15 protein-coding genes are annotated in these 16,174 nt (G+C 63.6%); 5 read left to right on the top strand and 10 right to left on the bottom strand.

The annotated features are described in order from the left end of the window. Positions 1–80: 80 nt before the first annotated feature. The 9 genes from panC to dksA all read right to left on the bottom strand — a co-directional run bounded on the left by panC (position 81) and on the right by dksA (position 10,913). On the bottom strand, positions 81–944 hold the full coding sequence (gene panC, locus DV532_RS21535) for a pantoate--beta-alanine ligase (protein ID WP_056795143.1): 864 nt from the start codon (positions 942–944) through the stop codon (positions 81–83). Continuing rightward, a complete protein-coding gene (panB, locus tag DV532_RS21530) occupies positions 941–1,741 on the bottom strand; it encodes a 3-methyl-2-oxobutanoate hydroxymethyltransferase (RefSeq protein WP_056795145.1) in 801 nt (266 codons plus the stop codon). Before panB ends, panC begins: the two co-directional genes overlap by 4 nt. Positions 1,742–2,003: 262 nt before the next feature. Then, positions 2,004–2,483, bottom strand: coding sequence for a 2-amino-4-hydroxy-6-hydroxymethyldihydropteridine diphosphokinase (gene folK, locus DV532_RS21525; protein ID WP_056795149.1), 480 nt, complete (start codon positions 2,481–2,483; stop codon positions 2,004–2,006). Next, positions 2,480–3,868: a polynucleotide adenylyltransferase PcnB gene (locus DV532_RS21520; protein WP_056795152.1), complete on the bottom strand. Its 1,389-nt coding sequence runs from the start codon at positions 3,866–3,868 to the stop codon at positions 2,480–2,482. Before DV532_RS21520 ends, folK begins: the two co-directional genes overlap by 4 nt. Positions 3,869–4,693: 825 nt before the next feature. Beyond that, positions 4,694–6,133, bottom strand: coding sequence for a sigma-54 dependent transcriptional regulator (locus DV532_RS21515; protein ID WP_056795156.1), 1,440 nt, complete (start codon positions 6,131–6,133; stop codon positions 4,694–4,696). A 4-nt stretch (positions 6,134–6,137) separates the two neighbouring features. Continuing rightward, a complete protein-coding gene (locus DV532_RS21510) occupies positions 6,138–9,113 on the bottom strand; it encodes a sensor histidine kinase (RefSeq protein WP_162241104.1) in 2,976 nt (991 codons plus the stop codon). Beyond that, on the bottom strand, positions 9,097–9,273 hold the full coding sequence (locus DV532_RS21505) for a hypothetical protein (RefSeq protein WP_003250005.1): 177 nt from the start codon (positions 9,271–9,273) through the stop codon (positions 9,097–9,099). Before DV532_RS21505 ends, DV532_RS21510 begins: the two co-directional genes overlap by 17 nt. A 245-nt stretch (positions 9,274–9,518) precedes the next feature. After that, positions 9,519–10,406 (bottom strand): tRNA glutamyl-Q(34) synthetase GluQRS, encoded by an 888-nt coding sequence (gluQRS, locus tag DV532_RS21500; protein ID WP_162241108.1) that lies wholly within the window; start codon positions 10,404–10,406, stop codon positions 9,519–9,521. 63 nt (positions 10,407–10,469) lie between these two features. Next, a complete protein-coding gene (dksA, locus tag DV532_RS21495; protein ID WP_056795163.1) occupies positions 10,470–10,913 on the bottom strand; it encodes an RNA polymerase-binding protein DksA in 444 nt (147 codons plus the stop codon). A 210-nt stretch (positions 10,914–11,123) separates the two neighbouring features. Here dksA and DV532_RS21490 point away from each other — a divergent pair, with 210 nt between their 5' ends. Then, a complete protein-coding gene (locus DV532_RS21490; RefSeq protein WP_056795165.1) occupies positions 11,124–12,296 on the top strand; it encodes a pyridoxal phosphate-dependent aminotransferase in 1,173 nt (390 codons plus the stop codon). Further along, the gene (sfsA, locus tag DV532_RS21485) at positions 12,296–13,009 is read left to right on the top strand and encodes a DNA/RNA nuclease SfsA (protein WP_056795167.1); all 714 of its coding nucleotides are present in this window, start codon (positions 12,296–12,298) and stop codon (positions 13,007–13,009) included. Before DV532_RS21490 ends, sfsA begins: the two co-directional genes overlap by 1 nt. On the opposite strand, the gene DV532_RS21480 is transcribed toward sfsA, so the two are convergent. Then, positions 12,999–13,316, bottom strand: a complete 318-nt coding sequence (locus DV532_RS21480) for a Rieske (2Fe-2S) protein (RefSeq protein ID WP_056795169.1) — start codon at positions 13,314–13,316, stop codon at positions 12,999–13,001. The two genes, sfsA and DV532_RS21480, sit on opposite strands and share 11 nt — an antisense overlap. Before the next feature lie 146 nt (positions 13,317–13,462). Between DV532_RS21480 and DV532_RS21475 the strand changes: the two genes are divergently transcribed. The 3 genes from DV532_RS21475 to DV532_RS21465 are packed head-to-tail and all read left to right on the top strand — an operon-like array spanning position 13,463 to position 16,148. Beyond that, the gene (locus tag DV532_RS21475) at positions 13,463–14,347 is read left to right on the top strand and encodes a hemin ABC transporter substrate-binding protein (protein ID WP_056795172.1); all 885 of its coding nucleotides are present in this window, start codon (positions 13,463–13,465) and stop codon (positions 14,345–14,347) included. A 50-nt stretch (positions 14,348–14,397) separates the two neighbouring features. Then, positions 14,398–15,381: an iron ABC transporter permease gene (locus DV532_RS21470; protein WP_162241109.1), complete on the top strand. Its 984-nt coding sequence runs from the start codon at positions 14,398–14,400 to the stop codon at positions 15,379–15,381. Further along, a complete protein-coding gene (locus DV532_RS21465) occupies positions 15,381–16,148 on the top strand; it encodes a heme ABC transporter ATP-binding protein (RefSeq protein ID WP_056795178.1) in 768 nt (255 codons plus the stop codon). Before DV532_RS21470 ends, DV532_RS21465 begins: the two co-directional genes overlap by 1 nt. The last annotated feature ends 26 nt before the right edge of the window (positions 16,149–16,174 follow it).

The following is a 16,174-nucleotide window of genomic DNA, read 5'->3' as shown; positions in this document are numbered from 1 at the left end:
CCATTATAGGCAAAGGCCACGCGCTGGGAATGGGTATGGCGGGGGGATTTTGAAGGGGCTGCAAAGCAGCCCCCAGGCCGTTACGCGGTCTTCTCTTCCACATGCAGGTACAGGTTGTCGATCAACCGTGTATTCCCCAGGTAAGCCGCCGCAATCACCACCAGGTCGCGGTCATCGATTACGGCTGGGCGCAGGCTCACGGCATGGCGCACTTCCAGATAATCCGGGCGCAACCCTGCCGCACTCAGCTGCGCCTGGCCTTCAGCAACCAGCGCGGCAAAGTCCCGCTGGCCATGGGCGATGCCCGCCGCGATCTGCTGCAACGTGCGGTACAGCGCGGGCGCAGCGCTGCGCTGTTCAGGTGTGAGGTAACCATTGCGCGATGACAGCGCCAGGCCATCCTCGGCACGCACGGTGGGCTCGCCGATGATCTGGACCGGCATGTTCAGGTCGCGCACCATGGCGCGGATCACCGCCAACTGCTGGAAGTCCTTTTCACCGAACACGGCAAGGTCGGGCTGGACCATGTTGAACAGCTTGCTGACCACGGTGGCCACACCTTCGAAATGCCCAGGCCGGCTGGCGCCGCACAGGCCTTCGGAAAGCTGTGGCACGCTGACCCGGGTTTGCACGCTCATGCCGTCGGGGTACATCTCTTCGACGGTGGGCGCAAACAGCAGGTTGCAACCGGCCTGGAGCAGGCGCTCCTGGTCGGCGGCCAGGGTGCGTGGGTATTTGTCGAGGTCTTCGTTGGCGCCAAACTGCAGCGGGTTGACGAAGATGCTGGCCACCACGAAGTCGGCGCGCTGCGCGGCCTTGGTCACCAGGGCGGCGTGGCCGCTGTGCAGGTTGCCCATGGTCGGGACGAAGCCGATGCGCTTGCCTTCACCGCGGGCGCGGGCGACGGCGGCACGCAGTTCGCGGACGGTTTTGACTGTATTCATGCACTGAACCCGTGTTCGCTGCCTGGGAAGCTAACCTGTTTGACCGCCTCGACGTAAGCGACCAGGGCGCTATTGATGTCAGGCTGGCCCTGCATGAAGTTCTTCACGAACTTCGGCACCCGGCCGCTCAGCGACAGGCCGAGCATGTCGTGCAGCACCAGCACCTGGCCATCGGTGGCGCTGCCAGCGCCAATGCCGATGACCGGGATGCCGACGGCATTGGTGATTTCTGCCGCCAGTTCGCTGGGCACGCATTCGAGCAGCAGCATGGCCGCACCGGCCTGTTCCAGGGCAATGGCATCGGCGCGCATTTGCCGGGCCTGGGCTTCCTGGCGGCCCTGCACCTTGTAGCCGCCCAAGACATTGACGGTTTGCGGGGTGAGGCCCATGTGTGCGCAAACCGGCACGCCACGTTCGGCCAGCCGGCGAATGGTCTCGGCCAGCCACGCAGCACCTTCGATCTTGACCATGTGGGCGCCGGCCTGCATCAGCGTGGCGCTGTTGGCAAAGGCCTGTTCCGGGGTGGCATGCGCCATGAACGGCAGGTCGGCGAGAATCAGCGCGCCGTCGTTGCCACGTTTGACGCTGGCGGTGTGGTAGGCCATGTCGGCGGTGGTCACCGGCAGCGTGCTGTCGTGGCCTTGCAGGACCATTCCCAGCGAGTCGCCCACCAGCAACACTTCGACGCCGGCCTGGCTGGCGGCCTTGGCGAAGGTCGCGTCGTAGCAGGTCAGCATGGTGATTTTCTCACCCTTGGCCTTGAGGCCATTGAGGGTGGTCAGGGTTACTTCAGGCATGTAGGAAATTCCTCGTTCAGGCGCTGTAAAAAACGACTGCATTCAACGCGTGTAGTCATCTTCCGGAGCGGCACATCATCGCGCGTGATGTTTGGGTACAGGGCCGTCCGGGCCTAAATACGGGTATGCGGCACTTTGGTGCCACACGGGACGCCTATAGTCGTGAGCGAGGTAGGGGAAGTCAATCATCCTGTTACCGCATTGTTACGATCAGGGTGTTACTGACGTTACCGTGCGGTGTAGGAGAACCGGAACGCCCGGTTTACAGGCGTTCCAAGCCGACGAACGGGCAGTCGTCGAGCAATTGCGCGAGGGCGCGGCCATCGGCCAGGCGGAAATCGCCCGGTACCAGTTCGGCCAGCGGGTACAGCACGAAAGGCCTGGCATGCATGTGGTAGTGCGGCACTTTCAGGCGTGGCTCGTCGAGCACCTGGTCGCCGAACAGCAGGATGTCCAGGTCTAGTGTGCGTGGGCCCCAGCGTTCTTTGCGCACGCGGCCCTGGCCGTTTTCGATGGCTTGCAGCGCATCGAGCAGGGCCAAGGGCGGCAGGGCCGTGTCCAGGGCCGCCACGGCGTTGGTGTAGCGCGGCTGGCCGGGCAGTAGCGAATCGCTGGTGTACAGGGTCGAGGCCGCCACCAGGCGCGTGCCTGCGACCTGGTCCAGCGCCTGCATGGCACTGCGCAACTGCTCGGCAGGTGCGTCCAGGTTGCTGCCCAGGCCGACGTAGGCGCGGGTGGTCACTCGAAAGCCTCGTCGCCACTGCGCTTGCGTTTGCTAGGGCTGCGCTTGCGTTTGCGCGGGCCAGCACCGGTGCCTTCGTCACGGCTGCCCAGCTCGCGAATCATCTCGCGGCGCTCGCTGTCGTTGGCGTCTTGGTAGTCAGTCCACCACTGGCCGAGGTCGTCGGTTTCTTCGCCGGCGCTTTCACGCAACAGCAGGAAGTCGTAACCGGCGCGGAAACGCGGGTTGTCCAGCAGCATGTCGGCGCGCTTGCCACTGCGACGTGGCAGGCGCTCCTGCATGTCCCAGATCTCGCGGATCGGCAGGGTGAAGCGTTTGGGGATGGCAATACGTGCGCATTGCTCGGCGATCAGGTCGTGGGCCGCACCGTTCATGGCCGGAATTGGCGGCACGCCCTGGTTCTGCAGGTGCAGTACGCGGGCTGGCAGGGCAGGCCACAGCAGCGCGGCGAAGAGGAAGGCCGGTGTTACCGGCTTGCCCTGTTTCACCCGCAGGTCGGTGTTGTTCAGCGCTTGGCTGATCAGCGTGTGGGTATAGGTAGGGCGTTCTTCCAGTGCGTGAGCACTGGCCGGGAACAGGGGCTCGAACAGCTCCAAGTCGACCAGCATTTCAAAGGCGATAGCCCCTTGGCCGGAAAGGAACAGTTTGAGGCATTCCTCGAACAGCCGTGCTGGCGGAATTTCGCGCAGCAGCGGGGCCAGTTCGCGGATTGGCTTGAAGGTGTGTTTCTCGATGCCGAAATCAAGCTTGGCGGCGAAACGCACTGCGCGCAGCATGCGCACCGGGTCTTCCTGGTAGCGGTGGGTCGGGTCGCCGATCAGGCGTAACAGGCGGTTACGCACGTCGTGCACGCCGTTGGCGTAATCGAGGATGCGCTCGCTGACCGGATCGTAGTACAACGCATTGATGGTGAAGTCGCGGCGTTGCGCGTCCTCTTCCAACGTGCCGTATACGTTGTCACGCAGGATGCGACCACTGGCATTGTGCGACGAACGGTGGCTGTCGCCCTCGTCATCTTCCGAGTGGTGGGCGCGGAATGTGGCGACTTCGATGATCTCACGGCCGAAATGCACGTGGACCAGCTTGAAACGCCGACCGATGATACGTGCGTTACGGAACTCGGCACGCACCTGTTCAGGTGTGGCGCTGGTGGCGACGTCAAAGTCTTTTGGCGTGATGCCCAACATCAGGTCGCGGACACAGCCACCGACTAGATAAGCCTGGTAACCCGCGCTCTGCAGGCGCTCGATAATGTTCACCGCGTGGCGGCTGAACTGGTGGCGCTGCAGCGAATGCTGGCTTTTGTTTATCACCTCAGGTGTGGTGCGCCTGTGGTGCTGGCCCGGTACGGGTGGGCGGAACGACTGGAACAGCTTCTTCAGCATGGGATGCACTGTTTGAAGGAATGTTCGGCCAAGGATAGGAGAATGGCCGCATGATGGGCGGGGATTCTAGCATTTACTCAGGGAATGGTGTAGGCGGTAGCAGGGTGCCTGCCAGAAGGGAGAAACGACAAGGGGAGCCTAAGCTCCCCAAGAAGTGTCGTTGCGTGCTCTTATTATTTTTTTGCTGGGCTTCTTGTTTTTGTTGAGTGCCCTGCCCACAAATCTCGAAGCTTGTGGACGACCCCTAAGCCAGGGGTAAAGAGCAAACGGATTGCTTTGGCCGCTGATGTCACGTTGATCTGTCGATCCAACCAGTTCAGGCGCTGCTTTTTAGTGCAGTTTTTATTGTTCTCTGCCTGGTCGTGGGGCAAGCCCCAAACACGCATCCTCTCCAAAAGAATCAGTTAGCTGCGCCTCCGCCGTCTTGTTTTTATTGTGCGTGAGCCGTTTCGTCTTGTTCTTATTATGAGTTGCAGTGCTTGTTATTGTTCTTGTACCAGAGATATAGCAGGTGCCGTGCCAACTTTTAGAATCCTAGCAAATTCAAGGGGTTGAGGCGGCTCAGCAGAATTTCGAGGGCTGAAAATGTCGAAATTTCGTTACCGTACGCCTCGGCAACTGTTACGGCACGAAGGTTGGGTAACAGATTTTTGCGGGAACTGACGTGTTACCTGGAGTGTGTGCGCTGGCGGTGCCGGCCCTTTCGCGGGTAAACCCGCTCCTACAGGGGCTGCGCAGGTTTTGGTACCTGCGCTGAACCTGTGGGAGCGGGTTTACCCGCGAAGCGGCCCGAAAGGCTTTAGAGACGAGTCAGGGCAGGATCGCTTATTCGCTGGTAGCGTTGCTCTTGCGCCGTGGAATGCCCAGGCGCTGGCGGCGTTCCCACAGGCACTTGCGGCTGACCCCGAGTTTGCGTGCCAGCTCGGTTTCGGTCATGTGGTCCTGGTGCTCGAGCACGAAGTGCTGGAAGTAGTCCTCCAGCGACAGGTCCTCGGTCGGCTCATGGCTGGCGCTGGCAGCACTGGCCCCCACCAGGGCATTGTCGAGCAGGTCGTCGTCTTCCAAGTCGCTCAGCTCGATGTCGATACCCAGCAGTTCGGCAGATATTTCTGCGCTCTCGCTCAGGATTACCGCACGCTCCACGGCGTTTTCTAGCTCGCGCACGTTACCCGGCCAGCTGTAGTGACGAATGGCCTGCTCGGCTTCGGCCGAGAAGTGCAGGTCGTCGCGGCCAATGCGCGCGCTCTGGCGGGCGAGGAAGGCGCTGGCAATCTCGTTGACGTCACTGCCGCGCTCACGCAGGGCGGGCAGCTTCAGGGCAATTACGTGCAGGCGGTAATACAAGTCCTCACGGAACTGGCCGGCCTTGGCCAGGTTCTTCAAGTCGCGGTGGGTTGCCGCAATCAGGCGTACATCGACCTTTTGCGACTGCACCGAGCCTACCCGGCGGATCTCGCCTTCTTGCAGCACGCGCAGCAGGCGGGCCTGGGCTTCCAGCGGCAGCTCGCCGATTTCGTCGAGGAACAGGGTGCCGCCATCGGCGGCTTCCACCAACCCGGCACGCCCGGCGCTGGCGCCGGTGAATGCACCTTTCTCGTGGCCGAACAGCTCGGACTCGATCAGCGTCTCGGGGATGGCCGCGCAGTTCACCGAAATCATTGGTGCCTTGGCTCGACGCGACAGGTTGTGCAGGGCGCGGGCCACCAGTTCTTTACCGGTGCCCGACTCGCCCTGGATCAGCACATTGGAGTCGGTAGGGGCGACCTTGCGGATCTTGCTGTACATGTCCTGCATCGGCGGGCATGAACCGATGATGCCGATTTCGCCATTGGCCGCAGCGCTTCCTTTGTCCGTCGGGGCGGCCTTGCCATTGCTGGCGCGTGGCTCTGCAGCCGGTGCGGCGGCCGGGGCGCTTTGCCGGTCGCGCAGGATGCGGGCCACAGCTTGCAGCATCTCGTCGTGGTCGAAGGGCTTGGCGATATAGTCCACCGCGCCCATTTTCATCGAGTCCACCGCCGAGCGCAGGCTGGCGTAGCTGGTCATGATCAGCACCGGTGTGCCCTGGCCGAGCTTGATCAGTTCGGTGCCGGGCGCGCCAGGTAGGCGCAGGTCGCTGACGATCAGGTCGAAGGTGGCAATGCTGAAGCGTTCCTGGGCTTCCTGCACCGAGCCGGCTTCGCTGACCTGGTACTGGTTCCGTTCGAGCAAGCGACGCAGGGCCGAGCGGATGATGGTTTCGTCTTCGACGATCAGAATGTGCGGCATTGATTCAATTCTCTCGACGGTCTCGAATTTCAGGGGACGTCGCTACGACATGCCGGGGCAGGGTCACGCGGATCCGGGTACCACGTTGCCGTTCGATATCGGCCGGGCTGTCGATGGTGATTTGCCCATAATGCTCTTCCACGATGGAATAGACCAGAGCGAGCCCCAGTCCAGTGCCTTCGCCCGGGTCCTTGGTGGTGAAGAAGGGTTCGAACAGTCGGTCCATGATGTTTTTCGGGATCCCGCTGCCCTCGTCCTCGACAATCAGGTCGACGGTGTGCTCGTTGACCTCGCTGCGCACGCGCACGGCGCTGCCGGGTGGCGAGGCGTCGCGGGCGTTGGAGAGCAGGTTGATCAGCACCTGGGCCAGGCGCTGCGGGTCCCCTTCGGCCCAGTGGTCTGGGTCGCAAAGGTTGAAGAACTGTACTTCGAAATTGCGCCGGTTCAACGCCAGCAGACCGATGGCGTCCTGCGCCACTTCAGCCAGGCACACCGGCTCTTCGCTGTTCTGGTGGCTGCCGCCGGCATGGGCGAAACTCATCAGCGACTGGACGATGCGCGACACCCGCTTGGTCTGTTCGAGGATCTGGCTGGACAACTCGATGATTTCGCCGTCGCCCTCGCGTTCCTCGCGCAGGTTTTGCGCCAGGCAGGCGATGCCGGTGATCGGGTTGCCGATCTCGTGGGCCACGCCGGCGGCCAGGCGGCCGATACTGGCCAGGCGTTCGGAGTGCACCAGCTTGTCTTCCAGTGCCTGGGTTTCGGTGAGGTCCTCAACCAGCAACACCAGGCCACTGTTACCTGGGGCCAGCGGCTCGTCGATGGCCGCCTTGTGCAGGTTCAGCCAGCGCGGCTGGCCGTCCAGCGCCAAGCGCTGCTTGTGTAAGTGCTCGTCGGGCACGTTGATGAAGCCTTGCAGCAGGCCGCGCCAAGGTTCGCTGATGGTCACCAGGCGCGAGCCGACCACGTGCTTGGCGGCAATGCCGGTGAGCTCTTCCATGGCCTTGTTCCACATCAGGATTTCCTGGTCCTTGGCCAGCGAGCAGACGCCCATGGGCAGCTCCTGCAGGGTTTGCCGGTGGTAGCGGCGCAAGGCATCGAGCTCGGCGGCCAGGCCGGTCAGGCGCGAGTGGTAGTCTTCCAGACGGCTTTCGATGAAATGGATGTCCTCGGTCACGTAGTTTTCGTTACCGGACTTGTACGGCAGGAAGGTCTCGACCATGTCCTGCGCCACGCTCGGCCCCATCAGGCCGGACAGGTTCGCCTCGATGCGGTCGCGCAGGCGGCGCAAGGCATAGGGGCGGCGCTCGTCGAACGGCAGGTAGAGGTCGCGCAGTGCCTGCTCCACCTCCTTCTGCGCGGCTTTGGCGCCCAAGGGCTTGGCCAGCTGGGTGGCGAACTCTTGCGGCGAAGCAGCGTGCAGTTCGCGGCGTTGCGGGCGGCGCACGTTGTCCACCGCGCAGGCTTCGGCGGCGCTGACCTCTTCGGTGCTGGCGTTGGTGAACAGCGAGATCAGCGTGAACAGCAGCACGTTAGCCGCTAGCGAGGCGATGGCCGCCATGTGCCAGCTGGTGTCATCCAGTACGTAGATCATGTCCAGCAGCGGGATGTAGAAGCCCTGCAGGTTACCCAGCAGTGGCAGCAGCATGGTCACCATCCACACCAGCGTGCCCGCCAGCAGGCCGGCGATGAAGCCGCGGCGGTTGGCGGTTGGCCAGTACAGCACCGACAGCACCCCCGGCAGGAACTGCAAGGTGGCGACGAAGGCGACGATGCCCAGGTTGGCCAGGCTCTGGTGGTTGTTCTGGGTCAGGTAGAACATGAAGCCCGCGGTGATGATGGCGACGATCAGCGCACGGCGGGTCCACTTCAGCCAACGGTAGATGTTGCCTTCGGCCGGTGGCTGGTACAGCGGCAGCACCAGGTGGTTGAGGGCCATGCCCGACAGCGCCAGGGTGGTGACGATGATCAGCCCGCTGGCAGCCGACAAACCGCCGATGTAGGCCAGCAGCGCCAGTGCCTGGTTGTTGGCGGCAATCCCCAGGCCCAGGGTGAAGTACTCGGGGTTGGTGCTGGCGCCCAGACGCAGGCCGGCCCACAGCACCAGTGGCACGGCCAGGCTCATCAGCAGCAGGAACAGCGGCAGGCCCCAGCTGGCGCTGACCAGCGAGCGCGGGTTGAGGTTTTCGGTAAAGGCCATGTGGTACATGTGCGGCATGACGATGGCCGAGGCGAAGAACACCAGCAGCAGGGTGCGCCACGGGCCTTCCTGCAGCGGGGTGTGCAAGGCGGCCAGGGCGGTCTGGTTTTGCAGCAGCCAGACTTCCAGCTCGTGCGGGCCGCCGAACACCCCGTACAGCGCGTACAGGCCGATGCCGCCCAGCGCCAGCAGCTTGATCACCGACTCGAAGGCGATGGCGAACACCAGGCCTTCGTGCTTTTCGCGCGTGGCGATGTGCCGCGAGCCGAAGAAAATGGTGAACAGGATGATCAGCGCGCAGAAGGCGAAGGCCACCCGGGCCTTGACCGGCTCACCGGTGAGAATGCTGATCGAGTCGGCCACGGCCTGGATCTGCAGGGCCAGCAAGGGCAGCACGCCAATCAGCATGATGACGGTGGTCAGCGCGCCGGCCCAGGTACTGCGGAAGCGAAACGCCAGCAGGTCGGCCAGCGATGACAGCTGGTAGGTGCGGGTGATCTTGAGGATCGGGTAGAGCAGCACCGGCGCCAGCAGGAACGCGCCGGACACCCCCAGGTAACAGGCGAGAAAGCCATAGCCGTACTGGTAGGCCAAACCCACCGAGCCATAGAAGGCCCAGGCACTGGCATACACGCCCAGCGACAGGGTGTAGGTGAGTGGGTGGCGAATGATTGAACGCGGGATCAACCCACGCTCGCTGATCCAGGCCACGCCGAACAGCACCATGAGGTACCCGGCGCTGATCAGGATCATCTGGGTCAGGCTAAAGCTCATCGGCATCTCGTTGGCTCTGCAGGATAAAGGTGACGACGATCAGGATCAGCCAGAGCAGGTAGGGGCGGTACCAGGCTCCGGTCGGTTCGATCCACCAGTCCATGATGGCCGGGGAGAACAAGTAGATCCCCACGACCAGAAGCAGGACCAAACGATAGATGTACATGCTGGCCTCGATGGTTGGGCGCTGCGGGCTTGGGCTTATTATTGGCGTAAATGGCTGGGCGGATGCTAGCGGGAATCGATGGGGTTAGCCAAGGGTTTGAATTTATTGGGCTTTTGTTTTTAAACGGTGGTTTTGCCTGTGCCGGCCTCTTCGCGAGTAACCCGCTGTTACAGGCAATACGTTGTCCTCAGGTTGGGTGAGGCCCCTGTAGGGGCGGGTTCACCCGCGAAAGGGCCGAGCCTGGTTCAGCGCAAATCAGCCTCTGGCACCGTGGTCTTGCGCGCAATCGCTTCGGGCTGCCACTGCTTACGAGCTACCGCCAACACTTCAGCCGGCGTTGCCAGCAGCAATTCGGCATCGGCTTCCTGCCCCAGTGCCCGCAACGCCCGCAATAACAGCGGCGTAGCATGCTCTGCCTGCAGCGGTGGCGAACGGTACGATTTGCCCAACTTGTGCCCGTCCGGCTGCACGATCAGCGGAATATGCAGGTAACGCGGCTGCGAAAAGCCCAGCAGCTCTTGCAGGTACAGCTGGCGCGGGGTGTTGTCGAGCAGGTCGGCGCCGCGCACGATATCGGTAATACCTTGCCAGGCATCGTCCAGCACCACCGCAAGCTGGTAGGCGTACAGCCCATCGCGGCGCTGGATGACGAAGTCGCCCACCTCACGCCCTAGGTGTTGCTGAAACTCACCCTGCACCCGGTCGGTGAAGCGGTAGATCAGCTCCGGCACCCGCAAGCGGATAGCTGCGCCGTCACGGGCATGCCCGGCGTTGCGGCAAAAGCCGGGGTAAATGCCGTTGTAACCCTCCAACTGTTTGCGCGAGCAGGTGCAGGCATAGGCCAGGCCCATGTTGAACAGGCGGTCGACCACGGCGGCATAGGCATCATGGCGCTGGCTCTGGAACACCACCTCGCCGTCCCATTCCAGGCCGTAACGTTCCAGGGTTTGCAGGATGGCATCGCGAGCGCCGGGCATCTCCCGTGGCGGGTCGGTGTCCTCCATGCGCAGCAGCCAACGGCCGTTGACGGCGCGGGCATCAAGCCAGGAGGCCAGGGCGGCGACCAGCGAGCCGAAATGCAGGAAACCGCTGGGAGTGGGGGCAAAACGCCCGATGTAGCTGGAGTTGGTCATGGTCAGGCTGGGCATATAAATGAAGCGGGGCGCATGATGCGCCCCGTTCGGATGGAAGAAGGATCAGCCTTTGCCGACCGTCTTTTCCTTTTTCTCGGCAATTTCCTTGCAGTCGAAGCACAGGTCGGCGGTGGGGCGAGCCTCCAGGCGACGCAAGCCGATTTCGATGCCGCACGATTCGCACCAGCCGTACTCGTCGGCCTTGATCTTGTCGAGGGTCTTGTCGATTTTCTTGATCAGCTTGCGCTCGCGATCGCGGTTGCGCAGCTCCAAGGCGAATTCTTCTTCCTGGCTGGCGCGGTCGGCCGGGTCGGGGAAGTTGGCCGCTTCATCCTTCATGTGGTCCACAGTGCGGTCCACACTGACCATCAGCTCGCCTTTCCAGGCATTGAGAAGTTTGGTGAAGTGCTTTTTCATGGGCTCGCCCATGTACTCCTCACCCTTCTTTTCGACGTAGGGCTCGACACCGTACATGGTCTGGGCTTTTTGCTTTTCTACGGTGGACATGAATAGACCGCCTCTCACTCATCTGATCCAATGCGCAGGCTGCTCCATCTCCGGCACCCGCCGGCCCTGCGACTGCGAGCCGCCGAACTTACCAGATAGATCGGGGGTGCGCTACCCCGCCCGATCCTTGCAGTTGACAGCGGCGTAAGCCGCACGTTCGGTGGTGTGCAGAGGTAGAATCTCCAGTTTAGACCCTATTGAGAGAAGGTCATGGCCCACCACTACAGCGCGCGCAGTCGCGCCATCGAACCCTTCCATGTCATGGCGCTGCTGGCCCGAGCCAACGAGCTGCAGGCGGCTGGGCACGACGTGATCCACCTGGAAATCGGCGAGCCGGACTTCACCACGGCCGCCCCCATCGTCGCCGCCGGCCAGGCGGCACTGGCCGCCGGGCACACCCGGTACACCGCCGCACGCGGCCTGCCGGCACTGCGCGAAGCCATTGCCGGTTTCTATGGCCAGCGTTATGGCCTGAGTGTCGACCCTGAGCGCATTCTCATTACCCCCGGCGGCTCTGGCGCGCTGTTGCTGGCCAGCAGCCTGCTGGTAGACCCAGGCAAGCACTGGCTGCTGGCCGACCCGGGCTACCCCTGCAACCGCCATTTCCTGCGCCTGGTCGAAGGCGGCGCGCAATTGGTGCCGGTAGGGCCGGAGGTGAATTACCAACTGACGGCCGACTTGGTCGAGCGTTACTGGGACAAGGACACGGTGGGGGCCCTGGTTGCTTCGCCAGCCAACCCGACCGGCACCGTGCTGGGGCGTGACGAGCTGGCCAACCTTGCCAAAGCCACCCATGAGCACCACGGCCATTTGGTGGTAGACGAGATTTACCATGGCCTGACCTACGGCATGGACGCCCCTAGCGTGCTGGAAGTGGACGACTCGGCTTTCGTCCTGAATAGTTTTTCCAAGTATTTCGGCATGACCGGTTGGCGCCTTGGCTGGCTGGTGGCCCCCCCTGGTGCGGTGGCCGACCTGGAAAAACTGGCACAAAACCTGTACATCAGCGCGCCAAGCATGGCCCAGCATGCCGCGCTGGCGTGCTTCCAGCCCGAAACCTTGAGCATTCTGGAGGAGCGCCGCGCCGAATTCGCCCGCCGTCGCGACTACCTGTTGCCAGCCCTGCGCGAACTGGGCTTCCGCATTGCCGTGGAACCGCAGGGGGCGTTCTACCTGTATGCCGATATCAGTGCCTTTGGCGGTGACGCCTTCGCCTTCTGTCGGCACTTCCTGGAAACCGAGCACCTGGCGTTTACCCCGGGGCTGGATTTTGGCCGTCACCTGGCCGGGCACCATGTGCGCTTTGCCTATACCCAGAGCCTGCCGCGCCTGGAAGAGGCGGTGCAGCGTATTGCTCGCGGCCTGCGCAGCTGGCAAGGCTGATGCAGTTCTTTCCCCTCCTCGAACAGGGCCGCCTGCTGCGCCGCTACAAGCGCTTTCTGGCGGATATCGAGCTGGCCAGCGGCGAGCAGCTGACTATTCACTGCCCAAACACCGGCTCCATGCTTAACTGCATGCGTGAAGGTGGGCAGGTGTGGTTCAGCCGCTCCAACGACCCCAAGCGCAAGCTGCCGGGCACCTGGGAAATCAGCGAAACCCCTCAGGGGCGGCTGGCCTGCGTGAATACGGGGCGGGCCAACGCACTGGTCGAAGAGGCCCTGCGTGCGGGGATCATCGCCGAGCTGGCCGGCTTTACCGCGCTGCGGCGTGAAGTGGCATACGGCGAGGAAGGCAGCCGTATCGACTTTCGCCTGGAATTCGACGGTGCCCCGGCCTATGTCGAGGTCAAGAGCGTAACCCTGGGCTATCCCGACAGTTCGGTCGCAGCCTTCCCTGATGCGGTCACCCAACGCGGTGCCAAGCACCTGCGCGAGCTGGCGAAGCTGGCCCAGCAGGGCGTGCGGGCGGTGCAGCTGTATTGCGTGAACCTGACCGGTATCGACGCTGTGCGCCCGGCCGAGGAAATCGATGTGGCCTATGCCCAAGCCCTGCGCGCCGCCGTGGCGCACGGGGTGGAGGTGCTGGCCTATGGCACGCGCCTGGACGCCGACGGCATCGTCATCGACCGCCGCCTGCCGGTGCTACTTAACCCGTGAGCCAAATGCCTTGGCTGTCTTCGTGGCAGCCCAGAGCTTGCAGTTGCTCGCCCTCGCAAGGCCCGGCCACGCATTCGCCGCTTTCGATCAGGAACAACGCGCCATGATGGCCGCAGTGAATCAGGCTGGCGCTGACATCGAGAAACGCATCTTCCGCCCAGTTCAGGGGTATGCCGCGGTGCGGGCAACGGTTGCGATAGAGGTACACCTGGCCCTGGCGGCGTACGCCGAACAGGTCGATGCCGTCTACGCTGAAGGCGCGGCTTTGGCCTTCGGCCAGGCTCAGGGAAGTACAAAGGAAGTGCATGGCAAGACGACTCGTGAAACAAGGGGTGGCTTGACGCTTCAATGCGAATAATTATCAAATTGCCGCATTCGCTGCGCCCGCCTGCCTATGGTGCGCAGTTCTGCCGCCCGCCACAAGGCGCGCGGCCCGCCCGCAGAAGGAACCCGATGATGCGCCGTCCTGTCGCCTTGCTCGCCCTGTGCGCAAGCCTTGTGCTCTGCCCGCCAGCCCTGGCGCAAGAGCTGCCGCAACGCTGGGTCAGCGCCGGTGGTGCGCTGAGCGAATGGATCAGTGCGTTGGGCGGTGAAGCGCGGTTGGTGGGCGTAGACACCACCAGCCAACACCCGGCATCGCTGAAATCACTGCCCAGCGTTGGCTACCAGCGGCAGTTGTCGGCTGAAGGCATTCTCAGCCTGCGCCCGGATGTGCTGGTGGGCACCGAGGAAATGGGCCCACCGCCGGTACTGGCGCAGATTCGCAAGGCGGGTGTGCGGGTTGAATTGTTCTCCAGCAAGGCCGAACTGGCGGCGGTGGATGCAAACCTCAAGCAGCTGGGGCAGTTGCTGGGCGCAGAACAACAAGCTGCAATGCTGGCGGCTGGCTACCATCAGCAGCTCGATGCCTTGCAGGCGAGGGTCAAGCAGGCCCAGGCCGGGCAGACGCCGCCGGGGGTGTTGCTGTTGGTCGGCCATGCTGGGGCCAAGCCGCTGATAGCCGGGCAGGGTACTGCTGGCGACTGGCTGTTGCGCCAGGCCGGGGGGCGCAACCTGGCAGAGCACCAAGGCTACAAGAACTTCTCCAACGAGGCATTGGCGGCGCTGGACCCGGATGTGCTGGTGTTCTCTGATCGGGCGCTGGCCGATGAGCAGGCGCTGTCGGCATTGCTGAAGGAAAACCCCGCGCTGGCGGCCTCGCGCGCGGTACGCGAGAAACGCCTGATGTCGCTTGACCCAACGCTGCTGGTCGGCGGGCTGGGGCCACGCTTGCCGGCGACCCTGCAGTCGCTGGCGGCCAGCTTCTACCCGGCCAGCAAAGCCAGCCGCGCCCAATGAGGCAGCGGGTCCAGCCACGCACACTGTTCGTTAGCCTGAGCCTGCTGTGCTTGTTAGCGGTCTGGTTGTCATTGGCCCTGGGGCCGGTCAGCCTGCCGCTGTTCGATACCCTGCGGGCCGGCCTGCGTCTGCTGGGGCTACCTATCGCCGCTGAGGGCTTGCAGCAGGCCGAGATGATCCTGGGCCAAATCCGCCTGCCGCGCACCTTGTTGGGGCTGGCGGTGGGCGCAGTGCTGGCGTTGTCGGGTGTCGCCATGCAGGGGCTATTCCGCAACCCGCTGGCCGACCCTGGGCTGGTAGGGGTTGCCGCCGGGGCGGCAATGGGCGCGGCGCTAGCTATCGTCGGCGGCAGCTGGCTGGGCGGTATACCGGATGTGCTTGCCCCTTACCTGTTGTCGCTGTGCGCTTTCATTGGCGGCTTGGGGGTGACTGCGCTGGTCTATCGCCTGGGGCGGCGCGATGGTCAGACCAACGTCGCCACGATGCTGCTGGCCGGTGTGGCGATGACTGCGCTGGGCGGCGCGGCTGTGGGCTTGTTCTCCTACCTGGCCGACGACGCCACCCTGCGCACGTTGACGTTCTGGAACCTGGGCAGCCTAAATGGTGCCAGCTACGAGCGGCTGTGGCCGTTGCTCCTGGTGGTGGTGGGCGTGGCGTTGTGGCTGCCACGCCGGGCCAAGGCGCTGAATGCCTTGCTGCTGGGAGAGTCGGAGGCGCGCCACTTGGGCATCGATGTGGAACGGCTGAAGCGTGAACTGGTGTTGTGCACGGCGCTGGGGGTAGGCGCCGCTGTGGCGGCTGCCGGGCTGATTGGCTTTATCGGCTTGGTGGTACCCCACCTGGTGCGCTTGTTGGCCGGGCCCGATCACCGTGTGGTGCTGCCCGCTTCGTTACTGGCAGGGGGGGGGCTGATGCTGTTCGCCGACCTGGCGGCGCGCCTGCTGCTGGCGCCTGCCGAGTTGCCGATTGGTATTGTCACCGCCCTTATCGGTGCGCCGTTCTTCTTGTTGCTGCTGATACGAGGGCGCAGCTAATGTTACAAGTCGAAGGCCTGCACCTGCAGCGGGGTAGCAATGAAGTGCTGCATAACATTAACCTGCAACTCACCCCAGGCCAGGTTGTGGGCGTGCTCGGCCCTAACGGTGCCGGCAAAAGCAGCCTCCTGGGGGTGCTGTGTGGTGAGCTGGCGCCTAACCGTGGCCGGGTAACCCTACACGGCCGGCCACTGGCCGACTGGCCTGGGCAGGACAGGGCCAGGCGCCTGGCGGTGTTGCCGCAGGTGTCCAGCCTGGGCTTCGCATTCCGGGTCGAGGAAGTGGTGGGCATGGGGCGCATGCCCCATGGCAGCGGGCAACAGCGTGATGCGCAAATTGTCCACGCGGCCTTGCAGGCGGCGGATGCCTGGCACTTGGTGGAACGCAGTTACCTGGCATTGTCGGGTGGCGAGCGGCAAAGGGTGCACCTGGCCCGGGTGCTAGCGCAGCTGTGGCCAGGCGAGGCCGGCAGCACGTTGCTGCTCGACGAGCCGACATCGATGCTCGACCCACTGCATCAACACACCACCCTGGAAGCGGTACGCCGCTTTGCCGACCGCGGCGCTGCGGTGCTGGTGATCTTGCATGACCTGAACCTGGCGGCGCGCTACTGTGACCGTATCCTGCTGCTGGAGCAGGGCCGCTGCCATGCGCTTGCCGCGCCAGAGGCGGTGCTGACACCCATGGCGTTGAAGGCGGTGTTCGGGATCGATGTGTTGGTGCAGGCGCACCCTGAACGTGGGCATCCGCTGATCATCACCCGTTAATAGGTAGCTGTTTGATCAAATGCTGA

Source organism: Pseudomonas sp. Leaf58 (assembly GCF_003627215.1).
Taxonomy (GTDB): domain Bacteria; phylum Pseudomonadota; class Gammaproteobacteria; order Pseudomonadales; family Pseudomonadaceae; genus Aquipseudomonas.
The sequence above is the reverse complement of the archived record's forward strand: the minus strand, read 5'-3'. Positions and strand labels throughout refer to the sequence as shown.